6 protein-coding genes and 15 tRNA genes are annotated in these 6,584 nt (G+C 40.7%); 2 read left to right on the forward strand and 19 right to left on the reverse strand.

Going from position 1 to position 6,584, the window contains the following annotated elements:
- Positions 1-348 precede the first annotated feature (348 nt).
- Positions 349-744: a CoA-binding protein gene (locus tag DOT_RS24230; RefSeq protein WP_009624222.1), complete on the forward strand. Its 396-nt coding sequence runs from the start codon at positions 349-351 to the stop codon at positions 742-744.
- 59 nt (positions 745-803) lie between these two features.
- Here the strand turns inward: DOT_RS24230 and DOT_RS24235 are convergent.
- The 19 genes from DOT_RS24235 to DOT_RS24325 form a co-directional block, all read right to left on the reverse strand.
- Positions 804-877 (reverse strand) — tRNA-Gly (locus DOT_RS24235).
- Positions 878-881: 4 nt separating this feature from the next.
- Positions 882-959 (reverse strand) — tRNA-Met (locus DOT_RS24240).
- 1 nt (position 960) lies between these two features.
- Positions 961-1,035 (reverse strand) — tRNA-Asn (locus tag DOT_RS24245).
- Positions 1,036-1,042: 7 nt separating this feature from the next.
- Positions 1,043-1,133: transfer RNA gene (locus DOT_RS24250), tRNA-Ser, on the reverse strand.
- 14 nt (positions 1,134-1,147) lie between these two features.
- Positions 1,148-1,232 (reverse strand) — tRNA-Leu (locus DOT_RS24255).
- 5 nt (positions 1,233-1,237) lie between these two features.
- A tRNA-Thr gene (locus tag DOT_RS24260) sits at positions 1,238-1,313 on the reverse strand.
- A 14-nt stretch (positions 1,314-1,327) separates the two neighbouring features.
- Positions 1,328-1,404: transfer RNA gene (locus tag DOT_RS24265), tRNA-Arg, on the reverse strand.
- 9 nt (positions 1,405-1,413) lie between these two features.
- Positions 1,414-1,488, reverse strand: a tRNA-Gly gene (locus DOT_RS24270).
- 7 nt (positions 1,489-1,495) lie between these two features.
- Positions 1,496-1,572 (reverse strand) — tRNA-Lys (locus DOT_RS24275).
- Positions 1,573-1,576: 4 nt separating this feature from the next.
- Positions 1,577-1,651: transfer RNA gene (locus tag DOT_RS24280), tRNA-Gln, on the reverse strand.
- A 44-nt stretch (positions 1,652-1,695) separates the two neighbouring features.
- Positions 1,696-1,770: transfer RNA gene (locus DOT_RS24285), tRNA-Met, on the reverse strand.
- 56 nt (positions 1,771-1,826) lie between these two features.
- Positions 1,827-1,910 (reverse strand) — tRNA-Tyr (locus tag DOT_RS24290).
- A 25-nt stretch (positions 1,911-1,935) separates the two neighbouring features.
- A tRNA-Asp gene (locus DOT_RS24295) sits at positions 1,936-2,011 on the reverse strand.
- A gap of 9 nt (positions 2,012-2,020) precedes the next feature.
- Positions 2,021-2,096, reverse strand: a tRNA-Val gene (locus DOT_RS24300).
- Between the two features lie 10 nt (positions 2,097-2,106).
- A tRNA-Glu gene (locus DOT_RS24305) sits at positions 2,107-2,182 on the reverse strand.
- A gap of 835 nt (positions 2,183-3,017) precedes the next feature.
- Positions 3,018-3,611 (reverse strand): DUF1847 domain-containing protein, encoded by a 594-nt coding sequence (locus tag DOT_RS24310; RefSeq protein ID WP_009624223.1) that lies wholly within the window; start codon positions 3,609-3,611, stop codon positions 3,018-3,020.
- A 42-nt stretch (positions 3,612-3,653) separates the two neighbouring features.
- The gene (locus DOT_RS24315) at positions 3,654-4,592 is read right to left on the reverse strand and encodes a sulfite exporter TauE/SafE family protein (protein WP_009624224.1); all 939 of its coding nucleotides are present in this window, start codon (positions 4,590-4,592) and stop codon (positions 3,654-3,656) included.
- Positions 4,593-4,609: 17 nt separating this feature from the next.
- Positions 4,610-5,035 carry a hypothetical protein gene (locus DOT_RS24320; protein WP_040413413.1) on the reverse strand — a complete coding sequence of 142 codons (426 nt, stop codon included), beginning with the start codon at positions 5,033-5,035 and terminating at the stop codon, positions 4,610-4,612.
- 341 nt (positions 5,036-5,376) lie between these two features.
- Entirely contained in the window at positions 5,377-6,045 is a 669-nt protein-coding gene (locus tag DOT_RS24325; RefSeq protein ID WP_009624225.1) for a Crp/Fnr family transcriptional regulator, read from the reverse strand.
- Between the two features lie 276 nt (positions 6,046-6,321).
- On the opposite strand from DOT_RS24325, the gene DOT_RS31515 reads away from it, so the two are divergent.
- Positions 6,322-6,584: hypothetical protein (locus tag DOT_RS31515; protein WP_207637072.1), on the forward strand; the 263-nt coding region annotated here is incomplete at its 3' end.

A 6,584-nucleotide genomic window follows, 5' to 3' on the forward strand; every position in this document is an offset into this window, starting at 1 on the left:
GGCACGTCTTTCGACGCTTAACCATAATATCATTATATTGCTTTTTTGTCAACTATAAAATTTGATTTGCAAGAGGTTTGCAATATGTATCAGTTCTTAATGTGACCAGCAACGTTATAAAATATACCACACTTGTCCGAACGTCGTCAACCTTTATTTTACCAATCAGAAAATATTAATTTCTGATGGTATAGGTACAACTTAGGTGGTCACCCTCGTTGGCCAGTTTCTCTATATCCAGTAGCTTGCCTTTCAATGAACGAAAGGCAATGCATTAATCATAAGTTGCTATCCGAGAGGGTTTGCTTTAAACTTATTATAGTATAAACTGGAAGAGGAGGATTTTATATGCTAGGTGATATAACGGAGCTATTAAGTCATAAAAATTGGGCTGTTGTCGGTGTGTCTAGTAACTTAGAAAAATATGGTTATAAGGTGTACATTAAACTCAAAAAAGCAGGTTACTCTGTTTATGCAATTAATCCCAAACTCGAGAGCATTGACGGGGATCCCTGCTATCCTTCATTAGCCGCATTACCGACAAAACCTGATGCAGTGAGCATTATCGTGCCACCTAAAATCACTGAACAAGTTATCAAAGATTGTATCGAGCTTGGAATCAACAGAATATGGTTGCAACCTGGTAGCGAAAGTGAAGAAGCTATCCGTAACGCCGAAGCACATGGGATCACTGTAATTCACAATCAGTGCGTTTTGATCCAAGCACGAGATAAAGTTTTTTAGAATTTTGAACAAGCTTTTAACATAGAAAAACCGCACTTTGTAGTGCGGTAATTTTTTTATGGAGCGGGTGATGAGAATCGAACTCACGTAGCTAGCTTGGAAGGCTAGTGCTCTACCATTGAGCTACACCCGCATATTGGTAGCAGGGGGGGGATTCGAACCCTCGCATGAGCGGGTATGAACCGCTTGCCTTAGACCGACTTGGCTACCCTGCCATGGCTCCCCGAGTAGGACTCGAACCTACAACCTACCGGTTAACAGCCGGTTGCTCCACCATTGAGCTATCGAGGAATGTATTTGGCGGAGAAGGAGGGATTTGAACCCTCGCGGCAGTTACCCACCCTAACGGTTTAGCAAACCGTCCTCTTCAGCCACTTGAGTACTTCTCCAAGGCTTTCTTATTTGGTGCGGAAGACGGGACTTGAACCCGTACGGTGTTACCCACACGCCCCTCAAACGTGCGCGTCTGCCAGTTACGCCACTCCCGCATTGATGGAGCCATTGACCGGGATTGAACCGGTGACCTTATCCTTACCAAGGATACGCTCTACCAACTGAGCTACAACGGCGAGTTTTAATTTTTTGGTGCGCTCGGAGAGATTCGAACTCCCGGCCTTCTGATTCGTAGTCAGACGCTCTATCCAGCTGGGCTACGAGCGCATATTTTTTTGGAGCGGGTGACGAGATTCGGACTCGCGACTTTCACCTTGGCAAGGTGACACTCTACCACTGAGTTACACCCGCAATTTCTTGGTGGGCCATCCGCGACTCGAACGCGGGACACCCTGATTAAAAGTCAGGTGCTCTAGCCGACTGAGCTAATGGCCCGTTATGGCTGGGGTGGGAGGATTCGAACCTACGAATGCCAGAGTCAAAGTCTGGTGCCTTACCGCTTGGCGACACCCCAATCTATATATTAAGCCTAGGCGGTTGCCTATGGACCCAATACCTTGGTTGCGGGGGCCGGATTTGAACCGACGACCTTCGGGTTATGAGCCCGACGAGCTACCGCTGCTCCACCCCGCGACGTTTTTGTGATATGATCTTGTTGGATTAAGCTTCAAACCTTGGACTTCTGAAATTGGTGGGCAGGGATGGATTCGAACCATCGTACCTCGCGGAACAGATTTACAGTCTGTCGCCTTTAACCACTCGGCCACCTACCCATTTAGTTTAGAAACAACATTTGTATGGCGACCCCGATCGGACTTGAACCGACGATCTCCTGCGTGACAGGCAGGCATGTTAACCACTACACCACGGGGCCATTATTTATTGGTGGGCGATGACAGGGTCGAACTGCCGACATCCTGCTTGTAAGGCAGGCGCTCTACCAACTGAGCTAATCACCCAAGATATTGTTGGTGACCCGTACGGGATTCGAACCCGTGTAACCGCCGTGAAAGGGCGGTGTCTTAGACCGCTTGACCAACGGGCCACGTTTTGAGAACTTTTTTAGTATAGCTGAATGATGTTAAAATGTCAACCTTTTTTTATAAATTTATTTTTGGCCTTATGAATTTAGCAAATTGAAACTTTTGTTTATTTGAATATGGCAGTAAGGTTCTGAGCACGTTTACTACCTCACTTATGCACATCCAGTTGAGGATCTATTTTCGACTAGAATGTACGGCAAGCAATAGTCTTAATTCAAAGGCTTTCAGGTAAATATAATGGACAGAGACCATGTAATACTTACATGAATAGACAATATTATTGTTAGATTCATAGTTTACGTCCAAAAAGTATTATAATACATGAATATCTATAATACAAGCGTATATTTGGTACTTTCTATAGTCCCTGGTGAGCAAACCTACACTCTATGCCAAAAATTTTACATCATTATGTAGGTTCAAATATAGTAACACCATTATTTATAACAGATCCTGGACTACGTCAAACAACAAAGAGGAGGTTTCTCTTAGCCGTCAGTTTAATTGCCGCTTTTGTTTTACTATGCACAGTTGTCTTAAAATGGAGTTTTATATCGCACCTCATAAGTAAATCCTGTTGTCCCATCCCTTGCAACGAATGTAACGGATTCCATTTAAGTCTGTCTCTATAACTATTATTTATTGTATGGCATCTGATTGATGTATTACCTGCGTGATGTATGTTAGAGGATTGCAAAATCCCTTTGCGGACGTGGTACCCGTTTTAATAACCAGCCTACAAAAATATAATTATCGCTTTATTACCTGCTTAGTGTTCCTCATTCTAAGAAAAATAACCCCACCTTAAAAGGCAGGGTTATTTTTTTAAGTTATCTGCTATTCATATTTTTTATTCATATATTTCTTACGCAAATAGCTAGAATAGCAAACTGCCAAAGGATTATGACCTAAACTTCGATCTTTAACTGCATAGGTGGTGACCGGCGCCTCTGAGTATTTATTAAATAACATATCATGACCAACACATAAACCTACTGCCAAGTTAAGTTCGGTTTGATCATTATTTAGTACTTTGGCTTGAAGAATTGGATCACAAACAATTTCGATTTTGTCTTCTTTTACTTTTGGTATTTCATAATCCTCTTTCTTAAGTCCGCCAATTTTACAACAAGCTGAATATACTTCAAAATGTTGAGATAAAATCTTCTCAAGAATTGCAGCTTCATCGGCCAAACCTATACAGAAGGCCATACCTATTTTCTTATAACCCATTTTCTTCGCAAACATTATTACTTCATCCAGACGGCTCAAGTTATTGCCATATTCAGCTTGAAAACAACCACTTAGACGGTGAAAGGGTTTGTTTGATTCATCGAGACATTCATCTAGCGTATACTTGCCCCCAGTACAATCAAAGCCCTCTTTGTCGCACATGTTTTTAGTCTTCATTTTACACGACGCACATTTCATTGCCGAACCCCCTATTTTCAATACAATAAATCAGACTTGAGATTAGATATGAATGCCAACTAGGGGCAACATATACTTCAGACCAATGTAGAACAGGATAATAGAAAGAAAAATTTTCATATAACGAGCATTAACGTACTTAGATACGCGGGCTGCTACTACAGTACCAATTGCAACACCAATCAGTTCTATCGCTAGAAACTTAACGTCCACATGACTACCCATGGAAATATAGTTGAGAATACTGGTCGAAGATGATACTAGGATAGAAAGCACGGATGTTCCAGCCACAATATACATAGGGAATCCCATCACACTGGTCATAAAGGGAACCAGTAAGAAACCACCACCAACACCAAGAGATGCAGAAATAATTGCAACAATAAGACCTGTAATGAAGACGGTTATGGCGCTATACTTAAATTCTTGACCAGCAAAAGTAAAGGTGTTTTGAATACCAATTTTGCTAAAGTTCACACCGATTTCTTTAATTTCATTCATCTTGCCCGAGGCCTTAAGTTCTTTAACCTTAGCCGCAAAGAGATTATTGGCAGCTTTTACACCCTTTTGACCATCTATAAATTTTGCTGTGCACTCATAGAAAAGACGAAGAGAAATGGCTAAGGTGAAGAAACCAAAGTAGGGTTGAAAGTTCTTCATCTCTGTTAAAAAAGAGGACGAGAGAGTGGAACCAATCATCGCACCGACAATACCACCTAATCCTAAAGCAACGGCGGTAGGTACTACAATTCGTTTCTCACGGAGATATAAGGGGGTCCCAACGATAGGACTAACAAGGGTTAAAATCTGATTCATCGGCTTAACCATATTTGCCTTTTTAAGTCCAAAAATACTCATATGACCAACGCCTGCTAAAATGCCGCCAGCTGCTCCTACTGATGTAAAAACATAACCAACAAAAATTCCCCAAAGTAACAGACCGATGGGATTAGCATCTACACCAGCTAATGCGAAATGCATAACATCTTCCTCCATTTTCAAATTTTATTTGTAACAGACGACCTGATAAAACCAGGAATACCTAATTTGGATAACCTAGACTTGATTGGGTTTGCAAGTAATTGTCCGACATTATATATCAGATATGAGACTAGGTATGCACCCAGAATATTAACTTGCCAGTTAAGTATTGGAACAGTAACGTTTTGCCATTTTAAGCTGATTATCCAAATTATAAGAACGTGTGGAACTAATTTGTAAACTGAGTCTACTACTACAACTGTTAAATAATCAAAGAATACTTCTTTCATTTCCGCCTGAAGGGATTTGTAGGCCGCTGCATCACCTATCTCAACTGCCACATTTGAAAGATCATCTAATTCCTGGTAACGCTCCTTAAAATGCTGTATTTTTTTTGTGTGGAGGTTATTTAGGAGTTTCAATAGTTCAGAAACTTTTGTCATAGGAAACGCCTCACTTGCAAACATTTTAGAAGAAACAATCCTGAATCCTTATTACGCCTCCCTTCATGATGTATTTGCACTCGACTCTACTAAATCCTCACTCTAGGATTTCTGAATTACGCTCACATTGGATTCGCTAAAGACGTAATTCACTCCCACTATTCTTTAATAAAAGAATAACAAATCCTAATACTTATTTATGTCAAACTTATGACGTTATTAATGTCATTGTAAATACGCAATTATTGTCGTCTAGATGGCATTATTAATAGTACATGTATGATATTAAAATCGACAATTCGTTTAAAAATTTAAGAGGCTAGCATCATCTGCTAGCCTCTCTAAACAATCCACTTATTTAACTTTTCGATATCGAGGATATACATTTCTCTTTCCTCAATCGATATACTGTTTTCCTGCTTGAACATATTAAGCAATGAAGTGACTGTTTGTCTTGACGTGCCGATCATACAAGCTATCTCTTCATGAGTTAAACGTAAAGTGATTTTCGTGCCTGTATCCGTCTCTACTCCCGCACGTTCAGACATTTTAAGAAGTAACATTGCTAGCCTACCCGGCACCTGCCAACAAACCATTTCCTGGATAATAGCTTCAGCTTCTCGCATTCTTACACCCAAAGTTGTAGCCACTTTAATGGCAATAAGCGGATGCCTCATTAGCAATCTTTCAAAGCAACTTTTACGTACAACTACCAACGTCACATTGTTAATCGCACCTGCAAAGCATGTACGCTCCCCATGATATAAAGTTTCAGCCAGACCCATTAGCTGCCCTGGACTTCTCATACTTCCAACAGTAACTCTTCTACCATCCGTAGTAATACGATAAATCTTCACAAAACCTTTTTCTATCAGATATATCCGGTCAGCCGTATCACCAGCGGAAAAAATTATTTGTCCTTTGGAGTAATTAACTACTGTCCCATATTCTCTAATAAGATTTTTTTCAGGTTCCTCCAATGCCAATGGTTCATGATTAATGTTTTCCATCCTAGAGTATCCCTCCATTATTGATTACAGTTTATCACAAATCCTCTGAAAAATACTACATTTATTGTAGATTATCAACTTAATCTGGCGAATATTCTCAGATTAAATTCAACTATAGATGGTGTTAATCAGAACTGTATTCAAATTTAAACTTTTTTAAACTATCTTTATTCACGGCCATTGAAGATTATTGAGGAATTGTCCAATAATCTGAAGGCATTTGAAGATTAATCATACTCCAGGAAACGTTATTTACCGCTAACTCCTTCCTAGGTTATGACCCACGTTTTTAAGCGCTTGCGCCCCATTCATGGTCCTGCAGTCCATAACTCCCATGTTCACTACGAAAGACATGATAGTGTCGTGGGCACTATCGCGGAACCACCAACCCCAAAGGACGCTTCGTGGCGAAGGCGAGGTTTTCACCACACTACGGTTCATAACGCATACTCCAGCAGTGTGACGAAAACCGGACGAGCTTATCGCCACACTACGTCCCGAAACAAATTCTCCTGCAGTGTGGATCCCGAACGGGTGGG

The sequence above is a fragment of the Desulfosporosinus sp. OT genome (genome assembly GCF_000224515.1).
In the GTDB taxonomy this organism is placed as follows: domain Bacteria; phylum Bacillota; class Desulfitobacteriia; order Desulfitobacteriales; family Desulfitobacteriaceae; genus Desulfosporosinus.

Excerpts from the sequence above, each read along its gene's own strand:
- DOT_RS24315 (WP_009624224.1), bottom strand. The coding sequence starts at position 4,592 with ATGCATTTCGCATTAGCTGGTGTAGATGCTAATCCCATCGGTCTGTTA.
- DOT_RS24310 (WP_009624223.1), bottom strand. The coding sequence starts at position 3,611 with ATGAAATGTGCGTCGTGTAAAATGAAGACTAAAAACATGTGCGACAAA.
- DOT_RS24230 (WP_009624222.1), top strand. The coding sequence starts at position 349 with ATGCTAGGTGATATAACGGAGCTATTAAGTCATAAAAATTGGGCTGTT.
- DOT_RS24325 (WP_009624225.1), bottom strand. The coding sequence starts at position 6,045 with ATGGAAAACATTAATCATGAACCATTGGCATTGGAGGAACCTGAAAAA.
- DOT_RS24320 (WP_040413413.1), bottom strand. The coding sequence starts at position 5,035 with ATGACAAAAGTTTCTGAACTATTGAAACTCCTAAATAACCTCCACACA.